Annotated in this window: 17 protein-coding genes, 2 pseudogenes and 1 riboswitch; of the genes and pseudogenes, 12 read left to right on the top strand and 7 right to left on the bottom strand. The window is 63.9% G+C overall.

All coding sequences use genetic code 11. From position 1 onward, the window contains the following. Positions 1 to 190: 190 nt before the first annotated feature. A complete protein-coding gene (locus LT988_RS05460) occupies positions 191 to 1,534 on the top strand; it encodes a four-carbon acid sugar kinase family protein (RefSeq protein WP_232409214.1) in 1,344 nt (447 codons plus the stop codon). Between the two features lie 196 nt (positions 1,535 to 1,730). Then, the gene (locus LT988_RS05455; RefSeq protein ID WP_232409213.1) at positions 1,731 to 2,168 is read left to right on the top strand and encodes a DUF29 domain-containing protein; all 438 of its coding nucleotides are present in this window, start codon (positions 1,731 to 1,733) and stop codon (positions 2,166 to 2,168) included. A gap of 368 nt (positions 2,169 to 2,536) precedes the next feature. On the opposite strand, the pseudogene LT988_RS05450 reads toward LT988_RS05455, so the two are convergent. Beyond that, positions 2,537 to 3,052: pseudogene (locus LT988_RS05450) on the bottom strand (glutaminyl-peptide cyclotransferase); the annotation flags it as partial. Positions 3,053 to 3,171: 119 nt separating this feature from the next. On the opposite strand from LT988_RS05450, the gene LT988_RS05445 reads away from it, so the two are divergent. Both LT988_RS05445 and oadA read left to right on the top strand, forming a co-directional pair. After that, positions 3,172 to 4,590: an acetyl-CoA carboxylase biotin carboxylase subunit gene (locus LT988_RS05445; RefSeq protein ID WP_232409211.1), complete on the top strand. Its 1,419-nt coding sequence runs from the start codon at positions 3,172 to 3,174 to the stop codon at positions 4,588 to 4,590. Positions 4,591 to 4,639: 49 nt separating this feature from the next. Then, entirely contained in the window at positions 4,640 to 6,463 is a 1,824-nt protein-coding gene (gene oadA / locus LT988_RS05440; protein ID WP_232409210.1) for a sodium-extruding oxaloacetate decarboxylase subunit alpha, read from the top strand. Positions 6,464 to 6,552: 89 nt separating this feature from the next. Here oadA and LT988_RS05435 read toward each other — a convergent pair whose 3' ends face one another. The 5 genes from LT988_RS05435 to LT988_RS05415 form a co-directional block, all read right to left on the bottom strand. Next, entirely contained in the window at positions 6,553 to 7,893 is a 1,341-nt protein-coding gene (locus LT988_RS05435) for an MFS transporter (RefSeq protein ID WP_232409209.1), read from the bottom strand. Beyond that, positions 7,890 to 9,101, bottom strand: coding sequence for a YbfB/YjiJ family MFS transporter (locus LT988_RS05430; RefSeq protein WP_232409208.1), 1,212 nt, complete (start codon positions 9,099 to 9,101; stop codon positions 7,890 to 7,892). Before LT988_RS05430 ends, LT988_RS05435 begins: the two co-directional genes overlap by 4 nt. After that, the gene (locus tag LT988_RS05425; RefSeq protein ID WP_232409207.1) at positions 9,098 to 9,595 is read right to left on the bottom strand and encodes a DUF2919 family protein; all 498 of its coding nucleotides are present in this window, start codon (positions 9,593 to 9,595) and stop codon (positions 9,098 to 9,100) included. The genes LT988_RS05430 and LT988_RS05425 overlap by 4 nt, the downstream gene beginning before the upstream one ends. 73 nt (positions 9,596 to 9,668) lie before the next feature. Then, entirely contained in the window at positions 9,669 to 10,046 is a 378-nt protein-coding gene (locus tag LT988_RS05420) for a hypothetical protein (protein WP_232409206.1), read from the bottom strand. Positions 10,047 to 10,678: 632 nt separating this feature from the next. Next, the gene (locus LT988_RS05415) at positions 10,679 to 11,728 is read right to left on the bottom strand and encodes a thioredoxin family protein (RefSeq protein WP_232409205.1); all 1,050 of its coding nucleotides are present in this window, start codon (positions 11,726 to 11,728) and stop codon (positions 10,679 to 10,681) included. 172 nt (positions 11,729 to 11,900) lie between these two features. Continuing rightward, positions 11,901 to 12,076, top strand: a riboswitch (yybP-ykoY riboswitch). Between the two features lie 381 nt (positions 12,077 to 12,457). On the opposite strand from LT988_RS05415, the pseudogene LT988_RS05410 reads away from it, so the two are divergent. Further along, positions 12,458 to 13,846 (top strand): annotated as a pseudogene (locus LT988_RS05410) (IS1380-like element ISTro1 family transposase); the annotation flags it as partial. A gap of 400 nt (positions 13,847 to 14,246) precedes the next feature. Beyond that, positions 14,247 to 14,843, top strand: a complete 597-nt coding sequence (locus tag LT988_RS05405) for a TMEM165/GDT1 family protein (RefSeq protein WP_232409204.1) — start codon at positions 14,247 to 14,249, stop codon at positions 14,841 to 14,843. 30 nt (positions 14,844 to 14,873) lie between these two features. Here LT988_RS05405 and LT988_RS05400 read toward each other — a convergent pair whose 3' ends face one another. Next, the gene (locus tag LT988_RS05400) at positions 14,874 to 15,566 is read right to left on the bottom strand and encodes a hypothetical protein (RefSeq protein WP_232409203.1); all 693 of its coding nucleotides are present in this window, start codon (positions 15,564 to 15,566) and stop codon (positions 14,874 to 14,876) included. A gap of 164 nt (positions 15,567 to 15,730) precedes the next feature. Here LT988_RS05400 and LT988_RS05395 point away from each other — a divergent pair, with 164 nt between their 5' ends. From LT988_RS05395 to LT988_RS05370, 6 genes are all read left to right on the top strand, one after another. Further along, positions 15,731 to 16,585, top strand: a complete 855-nt coding sequence (locus LT988_RS05395) for a metal ABC transporter solute-binding protein, Zn/Mn family (protein ID WP_232409202.1) — start codon at positions 15,731 to 15,733, stop codon at positions 16,583 to 16,585. Continuing rightward, positions 16,582 to 17,388 carry a metal ABC transporter ATP-binding protein gene (locus tag LT988_RS05390; protein WP_232409201.1) on the top strand — a complete coding sequence of 269 codons (807 nt, stop codon included), beginning with the start codon at positions 16,582 to 16,584 and terminating at the stop codon, positions 17,386 to 17,388. The genes LT988_RS05395 and LT988_RS05390 overlap by 4 nt, the downstream gene beginning before the upstream one ends. Positions 17,389 to 17,392: 4 nt before the next feature. Then, a complete protein-coding gene (locus LT988_RS05385) occupies positions 17,393 to 18,253 on the top strand; it encodes a metal ABC transporter permease (RefSeq protein ID WP_232409200.1) in 861 nt (286 codons plus the stop codon). A 4-nt stretch (positions 18,254 to 18,257) separates the two neighbouring features. Then, positions 18,258 to 18,710 carry a transcriptional repressor gene (locus LT988_RS05380; RefSeq protein ID WP_232409199.1) on the top strand — a complete coding sequence of 151 codons (453 nt, stop codon included), beginning with the start codon at positions 18,258 to 18,260 and terminating at the stop codon, positions 18,708 to 18,710. A gap of 102 nt (positions 18,711 to 18,812) precedes the next feature. Next, on the top strand, positions 18,813 to 19,373 hold the full coding sequence (locus LT988_RS05375; protein ID WP_232409198.1) for a DUF2796 domain-containing protein: 561 nt from the start codon (positions 18,813 to 18,815) through the stop codon (positions 19,371 to 19,373). Between the two features lie 194 nt (positions 19,374 to 19,567). Then, the gene (locus tag LT988_RS05370; protein ID WP_232409197.1) at positions 19,568 to 20,326 is read left to right on the top strand and encodes an ABC transporter ATP-binding protein; all 759 of its coding nucleotides are present in this window, start codon (positions 19,568 to 19,570) and stop codon (positions 20,324 to 20,326) included. Positions 20,327 to 20,459 lie beyond the last annotated feature (133 nt).

Genomic DNA, 20,459 nt, shown 5'->3' with positions numbered 1-20,459 from the left:
GCAAAGGCGCGAAGGGCGCAAAGAGAGATCGGGGGTATACCGGCACCAAAGCGGCTGTCGGTGCCATCCCCGAAGGCCGATCCCAATCACCCAAGCCCTTCACGCCCTTTGCGCCTTCGAAGTTCAAAATAGCTGATCTTTTAATCTCTTAAACCGCGCCGCGCGCGGTTTAACTCGGGTACCCCGTGTCATGAGCCACCAACCCAACACCAAGATCATCGTCATCGACGACGACCCGACCGGGTCCCAGACCGTCCACGGCTGTCTGCTGCTGACGCGCTGGGATCCGGAGACCCTGATCGAGGCGTTCCGCGATGCCGCGCCGCTGTTCTTCGTCCTGAGCAACACCCGCGGCATGGACGCCGCGGAGGCCGCGCGGGTGACGCGCGAGATCTGCGTGAACCTGCGCACGGCGATGGATCGGCTCGCCGCGGACGGTCGGCCGATCCAGCCGCTGATCGTCAGCCGCTCGGACTCCACGCTGCGGGGTCATTATCCGGTGGAGACGGACGTCATCGCCGAGGAGCTTGGCCCCTTCGACGCCCACTTCCTGGTGCCGGCCTTCTTCGAGGGCGGACGGATCACGCGCGATGGGGTCCACTATCTGATGGTCGACGGGGTGCCGGTGCCGGTCAACGAGACCGAGTTCGCGCGAGACTCGGTGTTCGGGTTCAGCCATGCCTTCCTGCCCGATTATGTGGAAGAGAAGACCGGCGGGCGGATCGCGGCCGGGGACGTCGAGCGTTTCGGTCTAGAGGATGTCCGCGGCGACGTGGGCCAGCGGCTGCGTGGCTTGACCGGGAACGTCTGCGGCGTGGTGGACGCCGAGCGCCAGTCGGATCTCGACGGCTTCGCCCGTCAAGTCTTGACGGCGGCGGGCGAGGGCAAGCGCTTCCTGTTTCGCAGCGCCGCCAGCCTGCTCACCGCGCTGGCCGCAGTGCCGCCCCAGCCGGTCGCCCCGTCGGCCATGTCGACCTATGTCCGAGACGGGCGGCCGGGCGTGGTCCTGATGGGATCGCATGTCGAGAAGTCGACTCGACAGCTTCGCCATCTCATCGATCACACCGATGTCATCCCGGTCGAGATCGACCTGGACCGTTTGCTCGCCGACGAGGATGCCCTGTTGAGGGATCTCCTCGGTCGCCTCGAGACAGCACAGCAGGAGGGGCGCGGCGTCGTCCTCTTTACCAGCAGAGGCGAGAGACAATTCCCGAGCACGGCCGAGCGGCTCGCCTTCGGCGAGCGAGTCTCCGGCTTTCTGGTCAAGATCGTGCGGAATCTGCCGCAGAGGATCGGCTTCCTGATCAGCAAGGGCGGCATCACCTCCAACGACACCCTGAGCCAGGGCCTGGCACTGCGGACCGCGCGTGTGCTCGGGCAGATTCGCCCCGGCTGCTCGGTGGTGCGCTGTCCGCAGGATCATCCGCGCTATCCGGATCTGCCGGTGGTGATCTTCCCCGGCAATGTGGGCGGGGATGAGGCGCTGGCGGAGGCGTACCGGATTCTCGCAAACCCTAAACCGCGTCCGACGTGACCCACGATGTGCTCGCAGGGTTGCGCGCTCGGAGCGACTTCCGGACCCCGGCGCCGACGCGGTTTAGAGGATTAAGACTGAATTTGTGTTGGTTTGACGGGCTGTATCGGTGCCGACCATACTCGTTGGCGTCACCACGATGATCCGGGGTCAACCGATGTCGAGACCGCAACCCTCCGTGCGGGAGGATGATCGCGTGTCCTATCCCGCCTACGACGACGACCTGGTCGGGTGGGCCGCGGCGAATGCCGCCTTGCTTCGGGCAGGTCGTCTTGCGCAGGTGGATGCCTTGCACCTAGCCGAGGAGTTGGAGGATTTGGGAAAGAGCGAGCGTCGGTCCCTGACGAGCCATCTGGGCACTCTGATGCTGCATCTTCTGAAATGGCAGTTTCAGACTGGGTTACGTGGCCCAAGTTGGCGGATCTCGGTCAACAATGCCCGAGCGGCGGCCGCCGAGATCCTCGAAGATAGCTCGAGTCTGCGCCCGGCGTTACAGGATCTCGTCGACAAGGCTTACCCGCTTGCCCGTCGAAATGCGATCGCCGAAACCGGGCTTCCCGAGGCGACGTTTCCGCAGGATCGTCGCTACGCGATCGACCAACTGCTCGACGATGCCTTTTGGCCGGAGACTTAAATCGCGCCCAGCGCGGTATGCGTCGTTTGTTCGATTGGCTTGGCCATGCCGGCTCCGATCATTGTCGGAGCCGGTGCGGTTTAAGGAATTAAAAAACTTACAATTCGCAACCGCCCCCGCTAAGGCCGTGGATGTACCCAACGTCGAGCTCTCGCGAAAGTGACCATCTCGCTCTGGACGCGGTTTAGGCGGATTCCGTAAGCCGTCATCCCACGTTTCGGCCCGGAGTGCTCTACCCGAAGCGGGCCGTCGAGCGTGCCGGGCCGTGCGAGGTTCAACCGACCGCCCGCGGATGCTGTCCTTTCCGGCGTCAGCGCAGATGTTTTGCGGCGCGGGAGCCACTCTCCGGGGCCGATGGATCGGCCATCTCAGTCCGTCGTCCTCGAGGCCTCGACGAGCTTGATCTGCCAGAGGCTCGGCCAATTCTTTCCGGTCACCAGGAGCGTGCCCGGCTCGCCGGTGTAGGCCACGCCGTTGAGCACGTGCGGATAGACGAGCCGCGTCGGGTTGGGGTTCAGGCCAGAGAGGTCGCCCCATCCGTTGACGGCGCCCGTCTCGGCTGAAAAGCGCACCAGGTAGTCGGTCTGCCACACATTGGCACCGATATCGCCGTCGACGTATTCGAGCTCATTGAGAAAGCCGACCTCGCCATAGCCATCACGGACCACGATCTGGCGTTCGGCCTCGAATGTTTCCGGATCAGAGAAATCCACGCCTGCAGAGCCGTCGCTGACGATCAGATGCTCGCCGTCCGTGGTCATGCCCCATCCTTGGCGCGGGTAATGGAACCTTTCGATCGGCGAGAGGCCGTGGGGACGGTAGCCGAAGCCCGTGTTGGAGATGTAGGTGAGTTGGTAGAGCCGATCCTTCAGGGCCACGGCGCCCTCGTCGAATCCCTTGCAGAATCCCCCGCATTCGTTATATTGCTGCGCAGCAGCATAGACGCGAGCCGATCTCGCCCCGTTTCCTTGGCCGCTTTGCCGGCCGCTCCAGAGGCAAACCGATGCTTCGAAAGATCCTGATCGCCAATCGCGGCGAGATCGCGGTGCGCGTGATTCGCGCTTGTGCCGAGATGGGCATCCGCTCGGCGGCCATCTATTCGGACGCCGACCGTCATTCGCTCCATGTGAAGAAGGCCGACGAGGCTTACAGCCTCGGCAGCGATCCGCTGGCTGGCTATCTCAACGTCCACAACATCGTGAATCTGGCCGTCGCGACCGGTTGCGACGCCGTCCATCCGGGCTACGGCTTTCTGTCCGAGAATCCGGAGCTTGCGCGGGCCTGCGTGCGACGTGGCCTGACCTTCATCGGACCGACTGCCGAGGTGATCGCCCGCATGGGCGACAAGACCGAGGCGCGCCTCGCGATGCAGAAGGCCGGTGTCCCGGTGACGCCCGGCAGCCCCGGCAATCTCGAAAACCTGGATGCGGCGTTGCGCTGTGCCGAAGAGATCGGCTATCCGGTGATGCTCAAGGCGACCTCGGGCGGCGGCGGGCGCGGGATCCGCCGTTGCGACGATCCCAAGGCGTTGCGCAACAACTTCGAGCGGGTGATCTCGGAGGCCACCAAGGCGTTCGGACGTGCCGAGGTCTTCCTCGAGCGCTGCGTGGTCAACCCGCGGCACATCGAGGTGCAGATCCTCGGGGATCATCACGGCAACTGCGTGCATCTGTTCGAGCGCGACTGCTCCATTCAACGGCGCAACCAGAAGCTGATCGAGATCGCACCCTCTCCGCAGCTCGACGAGGCGCAGCGCCAGTACGTCAACGGGCTGGCGGTGATCGCGGCGCGAGCCGTGGGTTACACCAATGCGGGCACCGTCGAGTTCTTGCTGGACGACGACGGGCGTTTCTACTTTATGGAGATGAACACCCGTATCCAGGTCGAGCACACCATCACCGAGACGATCACGGGCGTGGACTTGGTCGAGGAGCAGATCCGTGTCGCGGCCGGTTTGCCGCTGCGCTTCAAGCAGCACGAGATCGGTCGGCGCGGTTACGCGATTCAATTTCGCGTCAACGCCGAAGACCCGAAAAACAACTTCCTGCCCAGTTTCGGGCGCATCTCGCGCTACTACGCGCCGGGCGGTCCGGGCGTGCGGACCGACGGGGCCATCTACACCGGCTATACCGTCCCGCCGCATTATGATTCGATGTTGGCCAAGGTCATCGTCTGGGCGCTCAACTGGGACGACGTGGTCAACCGCAGTCACCGCGCGCTGCGCGACATGGGGCTCTACGGTGTGCGAACGACGATCCCGTTTTATCAGGAGATCCTGCGTCATCCGGATTTTCGCTCCGGGCAGTTCAACACGGGGTTCCTCGACGCCCACCCGGAGCTCCTGAACTACTCCACCAAGCGCCGCCGCGAAGACATCGCCGCCGCCCTCGCCGCCGCCGTCGCGGCGCACGCGGGCCTTTAACGGCTTTCGCGATGCAGATCAATCGCCCGTCCTGAACTGAGATCGACACATGCCCAAGATCAACATCACAGACGTCATTCTGCGCGATGCCCACCAGTCCCTGATCGCCACGCGCATGCGCACCGAGGACATGCTGCCGATCTGTCCGAAGTTGGATACGATCGGCTATTGGTCGCTGGAGTGCTGGGGCGGCGCGACCTTCGATGCCTGTGTGCGCTTTCTCAAGGAGGATCCCTGGGAGCGCTTGCGCAAGCTCCGCGAGGCGCTGCCGAAGACGCGCTTGCAGATGCTGCTGCGGGGTCAAAACCTGCTCGGTTACCGGCATTATTCCGACGACGTCGTGCGCGCCTTCGTCAAGCGCTCGGCCGAGAACGGCATGGATGTCTTTCGCATCTTCGATGCCCTGAACGATCTGCGGAACCTCAAGACCGCGATCGAGGCGACCAAGGCCGCCGGCAAGCATGCGCAGGGCACCATCTGCTATACGGTCAGTCCGGTCCACGACGTGCCCGGTTTCGTGCGCATGGGCAAGGAGCTGGCGGCGATGGGATGCGACTCGATCGCCGTCAAAGACATGGCCGGATTGCTGACGCCCTTCGTCGCCGCCGACCTGGTCAAGGCACTGAAGGACAGCGTTGATTTGCCGCTGCACCTGCATTCGCACGCTACCTCCGGCCTGGCCGACATGTGCCATCTCAAGGCGATCGAGAACGGCTGCGATACCATCGATACCGCGATCTCGTCCATGGCCGGCGGGACCTCCCATCCACCGACCGAGAGCATGGTTGCCGCGCTTCGGGGCACCCCGTACGACACCGGCCTGGATCTGGAAGCCATCCAGGAGGTCGGCATGTACTTCTATCAGGTCCGCAAGAAATATCACCAGTTTGAAAGCGACTACACGGGTGTGGACACCCGGGTCCAGGTCAATCAGGTGCCCGGCGGCATGATCTCCAACCTGGCCAACCAGTTGAAGGAGCAAAACGCACTGGATCGGATGAGCGCGGTGCTCGAGGAGATCCCGCGCGTGCGCGAGGATCTGGGCTATCCGCCGCTGGTGACGCCGACCTCCCAGATCGTCGGCACCCAGGCGGTGCTCAACGTGCTGACCGAGAAGCGCTACCAGACCATTACCAACGAGGTGAAGCTCTACCTTCAGGGCCGCTATGGGCGGGCCCCGGCGCCCGTGAATCCGACCCTGCAGCAGCAAGCGATCGGCAACGAAGAGCTGATCGAGTGTCGACCGGCAGACCTCCTGAAGCCCGAGCTCAAACGCCTCGTCGAGGAGATCGGCGCGGTGGCGACCTCGGATGAAGATACGCTCACCTATGCCATGTTCCCCGAGATCGGCCGTGCCTTTCTCGAGCACCGGGCCGCAGGGACCCTGCATCCCGAGCCGCTGGAGCCGCCGCCGAGTGCCGTCGGTTCCCAGGCCGCACCGACAGAGTTCAATATCGCCGTGCATGGCGAGACCTACCACGTCAAGGTCACGGGCGCCGGCCATAAAGGGCTTGCCGAGCGTCACTTCTATCTGGACATCGACGGTATCCCGGAGGAGGTGCTGGTCGAGACCCTGGACGAGGTCGTCCTGACCGGAGGTGCGGACGGTGCGGTGAAGAAGGCGATCGCCGGCAAGCGGCCCAAACCGACCCAGCCGGGCCATGTGACCACTTCGATGCCGGGCAACATCGTCGATGTGTTGGTCAAGGAAGGCGAGACGGTGACGGCCGGTCAGCCGGTCTTGGTGACCGAGGCGATGAAGATGGAGACCGAGATCCAAGCGCCGATCGCTGGAACCGTGACCGGGATTTTCGTCGGCAAGGGGGACGCCGTGAATCCGGACGAGGTCTTACTCGAGATCAGCGGCGCTTAAAGGTGATCGAAACGTTTTCCTCCGCGAGCGTTGCCTTGGGGTGCCCGACGGAGCGCTCCGATCGAGTCGTCTCGCGCAGAGACACGGGTCTACCAGACGATCTCCCCGGCATCATGCGCCGCCGCAATCGCGCGACCTCGGGCCTCGTCGATGCGCAAGGCGACGGCCAGCGCGACGGCAAACAAGAGCACACAGAAGAGGATCGCGTTCTGCAGGCCCACCAGGACCTGCAGAAGTCCGATCGCGAGTAGACCGAACATGCCCGCCAGCTTCATGGAGAGGCCCCAGAAGCCGAAAAGCTCGCCCGAGCGCGACAGCGGGGAGAAGAGTCCGACCAGGGTTCGCGTCGCGGACTGACAGGCGCCGAGACTCAGGCCCGCCACACAGCCCACGACCAGGAAGATGTACTGTGCCGGCCAATCCCGCCCCAGGACGTCGCGCGCCACCTCGCTCAGGAGCGGCGTGAGATAGATGAGCGCAATCGCCAGCATCCACATGACCAAGGTGATGGCATAGGTCCGCAATGCCCCGAGTCGGTCTTGGATGAAGCCGAATCCAAGCGCCCCGACGGCCGCGGTGATCTGTACCAGGACGAACATCAGCGTGCGCACCGACGCATCCCACCCGATCACCTGCGCCCCGTAGATGAAGGCATAGGCGATGATGATGTAGATGCCGCTCATCGAGAAGAAGACCGATACGAAGAGCACGCCCAGGTCGCGGTGGGTGCGCAGACGCGTCAGCGTCTCGCGGACCCGTGCCATCCCCATACCCACATAGCCGATTCCGGGCAGCAAGACGCGGGCTCGTCCGCGCTCCTGGACCCAAAGAAAGGTCGGAATGGCGGCGATCAGGAAGAAGACGGCGGCCCAGGGACCGACCCAACGGATACGCTCGAAGTTCTCCGCGCTGACATCGCCGAGGACGAGGAGCACGAAGACCGCCGAGACCATGCCGCCGACATAGCCCAACGCCCAACCGAACCCGGAGATCTTGCCGAGATCCTCGGGCGGACCGAGGTCGGGAAGGAAGCTCGCGATGAACGCCTCGCCGATCGAGTAGGCAAAGTTGGAGATGATCAGGAGGAGCACGCCGAGCAGGGCATAGCCGGGCGCGACGAAATAGAGTGCAGCCGTCGCGACGACGGTCAGCAGATAGCTCGCAAAGAGAAAGCGCTTCTTGCTTGCCGTGTAATCCATGATGGCGCCGGCCACCGGGGAGCAGACCACCACCAACAGATAGCTCGTCGAAAGTGCCAGGCTCCAAAGCAGATTGCCGAGACGATAATCCGGCCCGTCCCCGACGATGACCCGCGTGAAGAGGTCGCCGAAGACAACCGTGATGATGAGTAGGGTGTAAGCTTGGTTGGCGAAATCGAACATCGCCCAGCCGAAGATCTCGCGTTTCGATGCGCGGATGCGTGTCGTCATGTCGGCCCTTGATGTGTGGATGTTCTCGAGGGTGGACTCCGCGTGAGACGGGTCATGATCTGCAGACAAACGAGCCCCAGAACCATCAATCCGGCCACCACCAGCAGGGATCCGTCGAAGGTGCCGTTGATCTCGGCGACCTCGCCGGCGAGGACGGGACCGACGATCTGGGCGATCCCGTAACCGAGCGTCAAGCGCGCCATGACCTGCGCCGGATGTGCAGGATAGCGTACCCCGACCATGGTCAGGACCAAGGAGACGATGCCGATGAATGTGAAGCCGAACAGGAAGGCGCTGATGATCGCGGCGAGGAGCGACCCGCTCACGACCGGCAGCACGATCCCGACGATCTGCAAACCGAAGGCGACTTGGAGCGTGCGCAGATACCCCAAACGGCGGGCGACACGGTCCCAGAGGATCGGCGCCGGGATCGCAGCCACGCCCACCAGGAGCCACATCCAATCGCCCATGCCCTGCAGGAGCGGCTGCTGCTCAGTGATCAACACCGTGAAGGTCGCATTGATGACGTAGCCGAATCCGGCGCAGACATAGGCGCCCTGGAGCAGCCACAACCAGGACGCGCTCGGTTCGGGCGAGGCGCCGAGATGGCGGGGTGTGAGCGGCTGCCCGCGATCGGGCGTAGGCAACCCCATCCAAGCCGGGATGAACAGAACGGCCCCGACCAGCGTCAAGGCGAGCCACTGACCTTGCCAGGACCAGACCAGACCCGCGCCCGCGACCACCAGAACGCCGACCACGATCCCCAACCCAAGTCCGCTGAAATGCACCCCGAGCTCGCTGCGATGATCATGTCGGATCAGCCAGTTGAGGATCAGGCCCGAGCCCAGCATCAGCCCCGCGGCGCTGCTCAACCCGGCGAGATAGCGGCTAATGCCCCAGAGGATCGGCGATTCGCCCATCGCCATCATGAGGGTCGTCAGCACGGCCAAGACCAGACCGGCGCGATAGAGCCGGTCCTTGATGCGAAGATCTTTGAGTCGACTGACGATCAAGACCCCGGAGAGGTAGCCGAGATAGTTCCAGCCGGCCAGCCAGCCGGCGAGGGCCTCGCCCATGCCGGTCTCGCTTTGCAGAACCGGGATCATGGGGGTGTAGGCGAAGCGCGCGATACCCAAGGTCAGGATCAGGGCGCAGATCCCGGACCCCAGAACGCTCCAATGGCTCGGTTGATGGTCGGGATGTTTCACGCGTCCCAGGACTCCGGACAGTCACGAGCGACATCCGCGACGAGGCGCGAGCGCCAAAGATAGAATGGCACTGCGAGACTCAGCAGCAGCGAGGCCAAGAGCGGCTCGTCAATTGCGTCCCGCAGGGACAGCCCCGAGCCTGCCAAGGTCGCGAATAGGAGGCCGAGATAGATGAGGATCGACAGCGTGAGAATCTCTCGTGCACGTCGCCATATCCGACGCACCCAGCGCGGACAGGGCCGGCGCCGTCGGAATCCTGCTGCCATGACGAGCGCCGCCGGGAGATCGGCCACGGTGAGCTCGGGCCGAACGAGATTGCGCAGGACCTCGATCTCCTCGCCGGTTGTCGGTAGAAAGGTCATCCCAAGAAGCAGCAGATGACGCACTTGGAAGACCAGTGTCAGCCAAAGCAGGATCGGGACCTTCAGGAGCACGTCGTCGTCGTAGCGATGGCTGGCGTATCGCGATCGGCGCTCTGGATGTGCCTCGCTCATCACGCCCTCGCACGTGCGGGCGATCGGAATCCCGGCGCGAGGTTACAGCACACCGACATGAATGCGAACGGGCTTAAGGCGACGGTGCTTGGTCGAGCTGCGCATAGATGCAGTTCAACGCGGGCGTGTTCTTGTCGGTCGGGAAGAAGCCATTGATGTCGGTCGCGTAGGTTGTTCGGTCGATGCGGCCGTAATACAGCTTGCTGGTCTCGTCGAGGAAATAGTCGTTGTCGTCGCCGTTGCTCACGTTGATGATGTAATTCAGCGGCTGATTTCCGAGCGAAAGATGCCCGCAGGCATTCGCGATCTGATCGTAGAAACCCTCGACGCCGGGCTTTTCGATCAGGCTATCCGGCGCGACGAGGTCGCCGCCGCAGCCGGATAGCGCCAGCATGACCACACCGGTCACGGCCAGGGTGTTCCGCACGCGAGTGCGCTTGAGTGCTTGCATGGTTCGTTTTCCTCGGGTTGACACTTATCGAATCCAGCCCGTGTCGAATGAGTCGGGCTGAAACGCTCGATATTTCGCGACACCGTACGCCAAATGATGCACGGACTGAAGAAAAATTAGCTCCGCCCAGGCGTCGAGGGGCCATCCGGTCCGGTCTCCGCGTTTGTCGAGCATGAGATCGGAGAATATCTCGTCAAACGCGTCGGGGTCTCCCCAAACGAGAAGGAGGCGTTTGATGACATGTGGGAACCTCTCCTCCAAAACGGAGAGCATGGCTATCGCTCCTCAATGGTGCGGATCGCTCGCGGCGAGCGACGATGGTCGCCTCGATCCAAGACCGGGGCGTCGCCCCGGTCTCGGGCCACCTGCGTCGAGGATCCGGTGCTCGAATCTTCCGTGTCCGCCGCCGGTCGCCGTGTTCGTGCAAGCGGTGGTTTCGGCCCTGAGGAAGCATTCTGCGAGCCAAACCAAAATTCGCGGCCAACTATTCGAACCCGCGAAAAATATCCCGTCGCCGTCGAATCACAGGACGGGATCGCCCGACATGGATCGTGCCAATGTGACCCGAATGGTCATTGTCGCGCGTCGCGCCCGAGATCCGGCTCGGCCCCGCCGGCGGCGTGCCGGATGCCTCACTCGTCGGCGATTGAGACGTCCTTGCCTGCTGCCGTGAGCTCGGCGGTCTTCACGTCGATATAGTCGAAGGGGCTGTCGGGATAGCGCTCGTAGTGGCGGTCGGCGACATACTCCAAGATGCCGGCGAAGTGGTAGCGGTAGAGCATGCTTTCGATGCGGACGATCTCGCGTCCCCGATCGAACAGTACGATGCTCGGGGTGTATTGAATGCCCAAGGACTCGGCGAGTGCCTTCGGTGTGGTCGCGTTGCCCATGGGGTCGATGATGGGTGTCTCCGATCGGGTGTCGAGACGCACGAGAGTCAGACCCTTCAGGATTTCGCGGATCTCCGGATCGGCCAAGTGGCCGTCGTGCAGGGCGTCGCAGGCCACGCAGGCGACGTTCTCGAACAAGAGCGCGAGGGGGCGGTCGGCGACCGCGGCGAGGTCGTCGATCGTCTGGATCTGCGGATGCTCTCGGAAGCTGTACACCTCGCTCGAGCGTTTCGCCGCGGCATAGTCGTTCAGGGTCTGTTGCTGGTAGGCCCGTTCCTGCACATAGTCGAGCACGACCTTGAAGTCATCGAGGTTGCGATAGCCGCTGACACGCGCGACCGGTCGATTGGATGCGTCCAGAAAGACGACTGTCGGGGTGAAGCGCACCTGGTAGAGCTCCGCGAGTTCCTTTTCAGACATCGACATGTCCTCGGTCACGGCCACTTCCCGATCGCCCTTCGTATTGAGAGCAATCACGTCGAAATGCTCTTGGATAAAGTCTCGGTACGGCGACGTGGCGAAGTTCTCCTGGATCAGCTTGTAGCAGTAGGGGCAGCCGTTCATCTCCATGATGAGAATGACGTGCTTGCCGGATTCGGCGGCCTCGCTCACGTCCTCGGGGATGTCGAGAAAACTCTCTTTGAACCAGCTCGGATGGCTGAGCATCTTGGCGCCCGTGACCTCGCCGGTCGGCGTCTGGTCCTGCGCGGCGGCGGGAACTGCGCAGAGCGCAGCAAGCAGCGAGCAAAGGGAAAGAAGCCTTGTCGGGGATTTCGGTGTCGTGCCGAACATTGAAAATGTCTCCTGTAAGGTGCGGTTGGTTGCGGATCCTAACCGGGAGGGCGGTCGCCGGGAAAGGCGCGGTCACGGGATAATGGTGGTTTATTCCGAGGACACATCTCCTACGATGCTGCCGACGCCCAGGAGCCGTTGACAGGACCGCGGCAGCTCGCTAACGTCGCGCTCTCTTGAGGGGAGTAGTCGCCCTTGTATCGTGACCCAAGTCATGAGCAAGGGGCTCGTGTCAACACACTTGGCGGTGACGCCATGGCACGCGCGGCCGGTCGGCTTGACGAGACCTTGGGTGCGGCGTCACGTCCGGCGAGGGGTCGGGCGTGTGATGTCGCGTCCTCGGTGTTCTCGCCCGACCCCTAGTACCCCGTTCCACCCTATTTTGCATGCTCAGAGCCCCCCAAAGGCGCCGGGGCAAGGCACAGTCCGCGGGGAATAGTGGATCCTATTTCCAAGGGCTGTAACGCCGCCCCGGCGCCTTTGGGGGGCTCCCGAAGGGCAAGGCGAGAAGCGTTCGGCGCCGTTGTTGCGCGAGCTTGAAAGAGGACCACTCTTCCTTCACTCGCGCGCCTAGCCGCCGAACGCTTCTCGCCTTGCTGAGCACGCAAAATAGGGTGGAACGGGGTACTAGCCCGAATATTTCATAAAAAAGGGCGACTCTCGTTCAACCCATTGATAAAATGGCTGTTCCGCCAAGAACGCTTCGGAAGAAGCTAAACGAGGTCGCCCATGCCCGAGTCTACCCCGGAACAGCTGCGTTTTCCCCCGGTCGCCGGTTTCACGGTCCGCGGCGACTTCGACGGCGGCGCCATGTCGTCTGACTTTGGCCCCATGATTCTGCGCGGGGTTGATCGGCAGATCGGCCTGACCGAGCGGTTGAGCGCAGCGATCGATGATTGGCGCCATCCGTCCTACACCACCCATCCGATGCGTGAGCTGATCGCGCAACGGGTCTACCAGATCGCCTGTGCTTACGAAGACGGCAACGACGCCAATGCGCTGCGCCGTGATGCGCTGTTCAAGCTGGGGCTGGAGCGCAAGCCGCTGGATGCGACGACGGACCTGGCCAGCGGGCCGACCTTCTCGCGTTTGGAGAATGGGGTCGGCGCGCGCGACCTCTACCGCATGGCGCAGGCCTTCGTCGAGGCCTTCATCGCCAGCTACCCGAAGGCGCCGCAGGTGATCGTGCTCGATATGGACCACTCCGAAGACGCCACCCATGGCCAGCAGGAGTTCGCGTTCTACAATCATCACTACGGCAACCATTGCTACTTGCCGCTGTTTCTCTTCGAGGGCCTCTCGGGGAAGTTCATCACCGCGGTGCTGCGTCCCGGCAAGCGCCCCACCGGCGCCGAGAACGCGATGATCCTCAAGCGCGTGCTCAAGCGGCTGCGGGCCGCGTGGCCACGCACACGCATCATCCTGCGCGGCGACGGACACTTCTCCAACCCCGAGTTGATGGCCTTGGCGATGGCCGATCCGTTGACGGATTTCATCTTCGGCCTGGCGGGTAACCGGGCTCTCACGCCACGGGCCGAGCCGTTCTTGGCCGACGCCCGCAAGCTCCATGCGCTGCGCATCGAGAACGCCCGGCGCGCCGACGCCGACGTACCCGAGCGGACCCGCACCTACCACGAGGTTGACTACCGTGCCGGTTCCTGGCCCGGCGCGTGTCGGACCATCCTCAAAGTCGAGGTGACGGCGCGCGGCGACAACCTCCGCTTCGTCGTCACCTCCTTGGACTTGCCCAGTCCCGAGTGCGTCTACCGCGATCTGTACTGCGCGCGCGGCCAGGACGAGAACTTCATCAAAATGATCAAGAACGATCTGGCCAGCGATCGCACTTCCGACAGCACCTTCTTGGCCAATCAGATGCGCTTGTTCTTCTCCTGCGCCGCTTACGTCTTGCACCAAACGCTGCGCACCGAGGTCCTCGTCGGCACGGAACTGGCCAACGCCCAGCCTGCCACCGTGATCATCAAACTGTTCAAGCTCGCCGTGCGCGTGGTGCAGTACAAAGACCGCGTGCGCCTGCACCTGCCCTCGAGCTGTCCGGTCAAGACGCTGTTGCAGCAGGTCACCGAGAGGCTCTTCAACGCGCAGCCCGGGCGGCGCCCGCCTAGACGCACATACATCCCCGCACGGGGATTTCAGCACGCGCACGACGACTATGCCCACCTCGGGCAGGGCATCGTACGCCTGCGCGGCGACAAAACTACTCGTGCCCCGTTGATCAAGCCCGTTGCCGCTCGGTATTTCCACCATTCAACCCCCGCGGCGTCCCGGTCATCGCCCTCGGTGACGCCCAGCGCCGCGCAAATCCGCGAGGCCAGTGTCGGCTGTGTCGGTTTATGAAACATCCGGGCTAGAGACACGACCTCATGCGTCACCTTTCCGCGCCCTTTTCCCGCCCGAGCCGTCTCGTTGCCGCGTTCAGAGCCCTTTGCGCCGCGGCCATGCCTTTCGCCGCGCATCGACCTGTGTGCGGCGAGATTCGCTGCACGCGAGGGGCATCGCGATGAGCGATCTTGCCCTGTCCGGGTTCGCCGGGTGGATTTGGGCCACGATCACGACCTTCGGCGTGATCTTTCTTGCCGAGTTGGGCGACAAATCGCAGTTGGTCTGTATGACCTTGGCGGCCCGCCATCGTCGATGGCCGGTTCTGATCGGGGCTGTGGCGGCCTTCGTCGTCTTGAACAGCCTTGCCGTCGTTTTCGGCGTGGGGCTCGCGCAGTGGATTCCGGAGCGTGTCTTGGCGGGTGTCGTCGCCATCCTGTTCGCGCTCTTCGGGGTGCTCGCGTTGCGTACCGAAGAGGCCGACGAGGACGCGCCGGAGCGCAGCTGGAGCCATCACGGCATCGTCGTGGCGACCTTTTCGATGATCTTTCTTGCGGAGATGGGCGACAAGACCCAAATGGCGGTCGCCGGCTTGGCCGTCACCTTGCCGCCCGTCGCGGTTTGGGCCGGTGCAACCCTGGCGTTGGCATTGACCTCTGCGCTCGGCGTTTGGATCGGATGCAGACTGCTGCAGGTCATGCCGCTGCATCGACTCCATCAGCTGAGCGGCGTGGTGTTCCTGGTTCTCGCCGGGCTTGCGTTGACGCGCGTGTTCTGATCGGCAGATGCGCTCGGGCGTGCCGGGTGATTACACCAGAGGACCCACGTAGGTCCCGAGGAGAAGGACCGCCGATGCTGCAACCGTGATCAGCACGTTGTCGTCGATTGCGCCGATCTCATAGCGCTCGATCCAGGTCGCCACGATCGCGGAGATCAGACCCCAGACCGGAATGGCGGGCTCGGCAAGCCCGCCGATGATCCATCCCATCGGCGCGCAGACGATCAGCATGAACAGATTGCCGATCGGACTCTTGGAGCGACGGCGTACCAGCAGGTTGCGCGCGATCCCCGTGACCCCGTCGCCGAAGGCCATATAGAGCGCCGGGAGGATGGCGAGCCAGGGATTGTCGAGCAGCCACCACAGGAGCGCGACCGAAAGGGCCCACATGAGGGCGAACTTGACATCGTTGCGGTTCTCGTCGGTTTGGAACCAGTAGAACCGCAAACCGGTGGCATGTGCCCCGTACGTCAGCAGTGTCAGCAGGAGTCCGCAGATCAACGGATACCAGGGGCTGTCGAAGACCAAGGGGACCATCAAGGAGCCAACGCCGCCGGCCAGCATGTGAACGATCTTGCGGTTGTAGTAGACCGCGCGGATGGGCTCCATTCCGCGTGCGACCATGGCCCGGTAGGGAATCCGGGTCACGAAGAGGACCGCGAGGACGTAGAGGCTGAGGCCGGCGGCCCAGAGCAATTCGTAAAGCTCGACAACAGAGCTCATGGCGGGCTTCCTTCCGTCGACCGATCGTGCCGACAGTGTATCCGAGGTCGGCATGAAAGCGGGAGGCGCCGAGTCCCTGTGTGGAGTCTCTAGTCAGGCAGCACGAGACGTTATATTGTATCCAACGGCTTGACGATGGCCGATCCAACGAGGGCAATCCACCGATGCTGCGTCGCCTCCTGTTCGCTCTTCTCGTGCTCCCCGCCCTCGCGTGCGCGGCCGATCCGCTCACGGTTTTCGTCACCGTCGCCCCGCAGGAGACCTTCGTGTCGCGCATCGGCGGCGAGCATGTCCGCGTCAACGCCTTGGTGCGGCCTGGGCAGGACCCGCATGCCTACGAGCCGACCGCGCGTCAGATCGCCGCTCTGGCCGATGCCGATCTCTACGTGCGTGTCGGTGTCGGCTTCGAGGATGCCTGGATGCCGCGCCTGCTGGCGGCCAATCCGCACATGCGCGTGCTCGACGCCCGAGACGGCCTCGAGGTGCGCAGCAAGGCCACGGGGCACGACCACGACGACCATGCTCATGGCGACTTCGACCCCCATGTCTGGACGAGTCCCGCTCGCGTGAAGATCATGGGCACCCGGATCCACGATGCGCTGGCCGATCTGGCCCCGGAATATGCTGCGGACTTCGTCGCCAACTACGATCGCTTTGCGGCCGACTTGGATGCGCTCGATACCGAGATTCGCGAGCGACTCTCGGGTGTGGAGAACCGTCGATTCATGGTTTACCACCCGGCCTGGGGCTACTTCGCCGAGGACTACGGTCTGGAGCAGGTCGCGATCGAGCGCGAGGGCAAGGAGCCGGGTGCGCGTGCCTTGACCGCCATGATCGAGCAGGCTCGGCGGGAGGGTATACGGGTCATCTTCGTGCAGCCTCAGCTCAACCCGGCGTCCGCCGAGCAGGTCGCGCGATCGATCGGGGGACAGGTTGCCGTGATCGACCCCCTGTCGGGCGATTATTTCGAGAATTTGCGTCGGGTTGCCGAGCTTATCGCGGGGGCCGGCGCGCCATGATCCCCGGCAGCGGCGAGCCGCAGGCGGCATCGTCCAAACAACCCGTTATCTCAATCCGGGATCTCGGCTTCTCCTATGGCGAGTCGCCTGTCCTCGAGGGCGTCGATCTGGAGATCCTCGACGGCGAGTTCGTGGGTTTGGTCGGCCCCAATGCCGGCGGCAAGAGCACGCTCCTGAAACTCGTGCTCGGACTCCTCGAGCCGCAGCAGGGGAGCATTCAGGTGCTCGGGCAGGCGCCGAGCCAAGCGGTGCGTCGCGTCGGCTATGTGCCCCAGTTTCCGACCTTTCCGCGGGACTTTCCGATCTCGGTCGAGCAGGTGGTCCTGACCGGACGGCTCGGTTTCGGGCCGATGCTCGGTTGGTACCGCTCGAGCGACCGCACCGCCGCGCGCGAAGCGTTGGCCGAGGTCGAGGCGCTGGATCTGGCGAGTCGGCGTATCGGAACCCTCTCGGGTGGCCAGCTCCAACGTGTCCTGCTGGCCCGCGCGCTGGTCGCCGAGCCGCTGATCCTGATCCTGGACGAGCCCACGGCGAACATCGACCAACGCATGGAGGGCGACATTTTCGACTTGCTCGCACGACTCAACGCGCGCCTGACCATCCTGGTGGTCTCTCACGATATCGCCTTCATCTCCGGCTACGTCGATCGCGTCGCCTGTCTCAACCGCACCCTGGTCTGCCATACGACCGAACGCGTCGACGGCGATCTGATCCATCAACTCTACGGCGACAATGTCCGGCAAGTCGCGCACGCGGGATCCGGCCACGGACACGCTCACCACCTCGGTCACCAGGGGCACTGATCCGATGCAGGACTTTTTTCAGGCACTCGGCCAACACGCCTTCCTGCAAACTGCCCTGCTTGCAGGACTCCTCGCCAGCCTCGGCTGCGGCGTGATCGGGACCTTCGTGGTGGTCAAACGCATCGCCTTCATGGCCGGCGGAATCGCCCATTCGGTGTTGGGCGGCATGGGTGCTGCGCTCTATTTCGGCTTCGATCCCTTGCTCGGCGCGCTCGCCGCCGCCGTGCTCTCGGCCCTGCTGATCGGTCTGGTGCGGCTCGCGTGGAATGCCCAGGAGGACACCCTGATCGGTGCGCTCTGGGCGATCGGCATGGCGATCGGCATCCTCTTCATCGCCAAGACGCCCGGCTACACGACCGATCTCATGAGCTTTCTGTTCGGCAACATCCTCCTGGTTCCGCGTCGCGAGCTCTGGTTCATGGCCGGCCTGGATCTGGTTCTGCTGGTCACGGTCATGCTCTTCTACCGACAGTTGCTCGCCGTGACCTTCGACGAGGAGTTCGCCCGACTCCGAGGCGTGCCCGTCGCCTTCTTCTATCTCCTGCTGCTCTGTTTGGTCGCGGTGACGGTGGTCCTGCTGATTCAGGTCGTCGGCCTGATCCTGGTGATTGCGCTGCTGACCCTTCCTGCGGCCATCGCCGGGCATTACATCCACTCGCTCGGCGGTATGATGCTGATCGCGACGCTGCTCGGAGGCTTCTTCACATCCGCGGGCCTAGCGCTTTCCTACGGGCCGGATCTGCCGGCAGGGCCGACCATGATCTTGCTGGCCGGGAGCGTTTATGTCGTCTCTGCCGTTCTCAGCCGCTTTCTTGCACGGCGCCGAGTGCGGCGACGTGGGTTCGTGACCGAAGCGGGAGGATGAACGGATGGCATCGATATCCGAGAAAACAGTGCTCGACCGCGCCGATGCCCTCTGTCGGGCCCGAGGTGTAAGGCTCACCGCCCAGCGTCGCCGAGTCCTCGCGATCCTGTGCGCATCGGCTCGCCCATTGGGTGCTTACGAGATCCTCGATGCCATGCGCGAGGGCTCGCGGACGCTGGCCCCGCCGACCGTCTATCGCGCACTCGACTTTCTTCTCGAGCAGGGTCTCGTGCATAAGCTCGAGAGCCTGCACGCCTTCGTCGGCTGCAACCATCCGGAGCATCCGCACTCGAGTCAGTTTCTGATCTGCAACAGCTGTGGCGAGGTCACCGAGATCGAGGACGAGGCGATCGCTCGCAGTCTCGGCTGCGCGGCGAGCGTGAGCGGTTTCCAACCGCAGCGGCGGGTCGTGGAAGTCATCGGGACCTGCGCGGGTTGTACGCAGAAAGGGCGTTGAGTCACGAGTCGAAAGCAAGTTGAACGACAACGACAGTGCTGAACGCGTCGATGGACGCGTTTAACGCGTTCGTGAACCGTTGATGGCTCTCAAGGAGACACTATGAATCGAATTCGCACCCACGCCGTCGCATTTGCGGCGATCACGATGTGTCTCGCTGTCTCGAGTGCCCAGGCCGACGACACCGGACATCGTCGACAGGGCGCGCATGTCCACGGGATTGCCCACATGACCCTTGCCGCCGAGGGCGACAAGGTTCTCATCGAGCTGACGAGCCCCGCGGCGAGCCTCATCGGGTTCGAACGGGCACCCCAAACCGACGAGGAGCGCGCGACACTTGCGCTCGCCAAGGAGAACCTCGAGGCCGGGGATGCCATGATCCGCCTCAACCTCGAGGCCGCTTGCCGGCTGGAAACCGCGGAGATCGACGCCGCGTTTGCCGAGCCCGGGCAAAGCCGCGCGGCGGAGCACGCGCACGCAGACTTCGTCGTACGCTACAGCTTTGTTTGTGATCGACCCGAAGCCCTGGGTTCGGCCGCGCTCGGCCTCTTCTCCGGTTTTCCGGCCCTGGAGCGCGTCCTCTTTCAATACGTGACCGCGGAGGGGCAGGGCGGGGCCGAGCTCACCCCGCGTGCGCCCGTCGTGACCTTTGTGCCGCTCTAAACCGCGCCCGCTGTTGGGCCGGACGGCTGTAGGGGTTGCGAGCGCTGCGCGACAAACGCTGCTTGGGTTGCCGCGGTTTAGGTGAAAGAGATTTTTAATCAGAGAGCCAAGCTTTTTCGTGCGACGTCGGCTCCCGGGATTCGGTGTTCGGGCAAAATCGGCGGCGAGAGGGCCTCCGTCGGATGCGGTTTCGGATGAGCAGCCGAGGCGGCGATTCATCCGCAGTCATCGCGATCCGCGACCTGGCCTTCCGATGGCGACGCGGGGCGCCGGTCGTTCTCGCCATCGACCACCTCGAGATCGCTCATGGCGAGCGCGTCTTCATCGAGGGACCGAGCGGCAGCGGCAAGACTACCCTGTTGAGTCTGCTGGCCGGAGTGGTCAAGCCCGAGCAGGGGAGTTTGCGCATTCTCGGGCAGCCCATGGAGCAGATGGGCGCCGTCAAGCGCGATCATTTCCGGGCCGACCATGTCGGCTATGTCTTTCAGATGTTCAATCTGATCCCTTATCTATCGCTGGTCGAGAACGTGACCTTGCCCTGTCGCTTCTCGCGTCTGCGTCGCGCGCGCGTGCTCGAGCGCGCCGCCGGCGCCGGCCGCTCTGTGCGGTGTCTGGAGGAGGAGGCGTTGCGTTTGCTCGATCATCTCGACATGGCCGGGCCCGCGCGCTCGAAGCGGTCCGTCACGGAGCTCTCGGTGGGGCAGCAGCAACGTGTCGCCGCGGCGCGCGCCCTCATGGGCTCTCCCGAGATCCTGATCGCCGACGAGCCGACCTCCGCGCTCGATTCGGATCGCCGCGAAGCCTTCATTCGACTCTTGTTTCGGGAATGTGCCGAGACCCGGATGAGCTTGATCTTCGTGAGTCACGATGCGGCCCTCGAGCCCTTGTTCGATCGAACGGTGCGCCTCGCCGAGATCAATCGCGCCCTTGGCTCGAAGCCGCTCGGCGACTGAGCGATCCGAGCCTCGGGTTGGGCTTGGGGCCCGTCACCAAGCCTGTCCGCTCACGGGTAGGGTGCAGTGAGGTAGGAACCGCACCGTGCGACGACCGGGCCGCACATCGGTGCGGTTCCTTCGTCACCACACC

The sequence above is a fragment of the Thiocapsa bogorovii genome, from assembly GCF_021228795.1.
GTDB classification, from domain to species: domain Bacteria; phylum Pseudomonadota; class Gammaproteobacteria; order Chromatiales; family Chromatiaceae; genus Thiocapsa; species Thiocapsa bogorovii.
The sequence above is the reverse complement of the archived record's forward strand: the minus strand, read 5'-3'. Positions and strand labels throughout refer to the sequence as shown.

What these genes read in the sequence shown, in the direction of transcription:
- LT988_RS05425 (WP_232409207.1), bottom strand. Translation starts at nt 9,595, where the DNA reads ATGAGCGAGGCACATCCAGAGCGCCGATCGCGATACGCCAGCCATCGC.
- LT988_RS05370 (WP_232409197.1), top strand. Translation starts at nt 19,568, where the DNA reads ATGAGCAGCCGAGGCGGCGATTCATCCGCAGTCATCGCGATCCGCGAC.
- LT988_RS05390 (WP_232409201.1), top strand. Translation starts at nt 16,582, where the DNA reads ATGATCCCCGGCAGCGGCGAGCCGCAGGCGGCATCGTCCAAACAACCC.
- LT988_RS05400 (WP_232409203.1), bottom strand. Translation starts at nt 15,566, where the DNA reads ATGAGCTCTGTTGTCGAGCTTTACGAATTGCTCTGGGCCGCCGGCCTC.
- LT988_RS05375 (WP_232409198.1), top strand. Translation starts at nt 18,813, where the DNA reads ATGAATCGAATTCGCACCCACGCCGTCGCATTTGCGGCGATCACGATG.
- LT988_RS05415 (WP_232409205.1), bottom strand. Translation starts at nt 11,728, where the DNA reads ATGTTCGGCACGACACCGAAATCCCCGACAAGGCTTCTTTCCCTTTGC.
- LT988_RS05405 (WP_232409204.1), top strand. Translation starts at nt 14,247, where the DNA reads ATGAGCGATCTTGCCCTGTCCGGGTTCGCCGGGTGGATTTGGGCCACG.
- LT988_RS05445 (WP_232409211.1), top strand. Translation starts at nt 3,172, where the DNA reads ATGCTTCGAAAGATCCTGATCGCCAATCGCGGCGAGATCGCGGTGCGC.
- LT988_RS05460 (WP_232409214.1), top strand. Translation starts at nt 191, where the DNA reads ATGAGCCACCAACCCAACACCAAGATCATCGTCATCGACGACGACCCG.
- LT988_RS05435 (WP_232409209.1), bottom strand. Translation starts at nt 7,893, where the DNA reads ATGACGACACGCATCCGCGCATCGAAACGCGAGATCTTCGGCTGGGCG.
- LT988_RS05385 (WP_232409200.1), top strand. Translation starts at nt 17,393, where the DNA reads ATGCAGGACTTTTTTCAGGCACTCGGCCAACACGCCTTCCTGCAAACT.
- oadA (WP_232409210.1), top strand. Translation starts at nt 4,640, where the DNA reads ATGCCCAAGATCAACATCACAGACGTCATTCTGCGCGATGCCCACCAG.
- LT988_RS05380 (WP_232409199.1), top strand. Translation starts at nt 18,258, where the DNA reads ATGGCATCGATATCCGAGAAAACAGTGCTCGACCGCGCCGATGCCCTC.
- LT988_RS05420 (WP_232409206.1), bottom strand. Translation starts at nt 10,046, where the DNA reads ATGCAAGCACTCAAGCGCACTCGCGTGCGGAACACCCTGGCCGTGACC.
- LT988_RS05395 (WP_232409202.1), top strand. Translation starts at nt 15,731, where the DNA reads ATGCTGCGTCGCCTCCTGTTCGCTCTTCTCGTGCTCCCCGCCCTCGCG.